General features: G+C 40.6%; 1 protein-coding gene and 1 pseudogene. Both read right to left on the bottom strand.

From position 1 onward, the window contains the following. Positions 1-252, bottom strand: a pseudogene (locus tag N475_RS01995) (transposase); the annotation flags it as partial. Positions 253-254: 2 nt separating this feature from the next. Next, entirely contained in the window at positions 255-638 is a 384-nt protein-coding gene (locus tag N475_RS01990; RefSeq protein ID WP_063358775.1) for a hypothetical protein, read from the bottom strand. Positions 639-749 lie beyond the last annotated feature (111 nt).

Below are 749 nucleotides of genomic sequence, written 5' to 3'. Positions count from 1 at the left end.
CTTTTGCTTAGCATCAGGCCTGCCTACAGAGCCTTTAAACACTTTGGTAAATTGAGTGGTGAGTTTTAGCCAATTTTCAGGTTGGATATTGAGCCTCGCTAAGATAGGTTGAGCGTCTGTGATAAACCCGCGTTTATCTTCACGTATACACCGACCAGTCAAATCAACAAGCTCTAAATAGTATTTGAATTCAAACGGTAAACCTTTTGGCATGTATTTTCTTGAGTTACCTGCAAAACGCATAAGCGACTTATTTAGAGCTTCCAGATTACGCGTCTATTCTCAGCAAATGCCCCCTTATTCACGCTGGCAAACCAGTCTGGCTCAATGTCAAAATACCTACCTAGCTCATTGCGAATAAAAGAGTCGAATCCATCCATACCCTCCCAGACCTCAATGGTGCAGTCGTTCTTATCCAAAAAACACAGAAAAACAGGGTCATAAGTAATAAGGTCTTTTTTGTAGGTGGTTACGCTAACAACCTCATCAAGTCTGACCTTGGATACCTCTCGGTCATTCTTGTTGACAACAAGATTGTTGTCTTCACAGGTCACTGACCATTTGTCCTCACCTTTATTTTTGACTCTGTGCACAAAGTCATTCCACCAATCCAAGGTGCTTTTTTTAAATTTTTTCATAATACCGCCTTAGTTTGAGGTGCTATCTTCACGACTGCAAAATTTTAGATGGGTGTCTTCTTAAATTTCATATGTGGTGCACTTGCATGTTTGTTGTGGTTCAATAAACCC

The sequence above is a fragment of the Pseudoalteromonas luteoviolacea DSM 6061 genome (genome assembly GCF_001625655.1).
GTDB classification, from domain to species: domain Bacteria; phylum Pseudomonadota; class Gammaproteobacteria; order Enterobacterales; family Alteromonadaceae; genus Pseudoalteromonas; species Pseudoalteromonas luteoviolacea.
The sequence above is the reverse complement of the archived record's forward strand: the minus strand, read 5'-3'. Positions and strand labels throughout refer to the sequence as shown.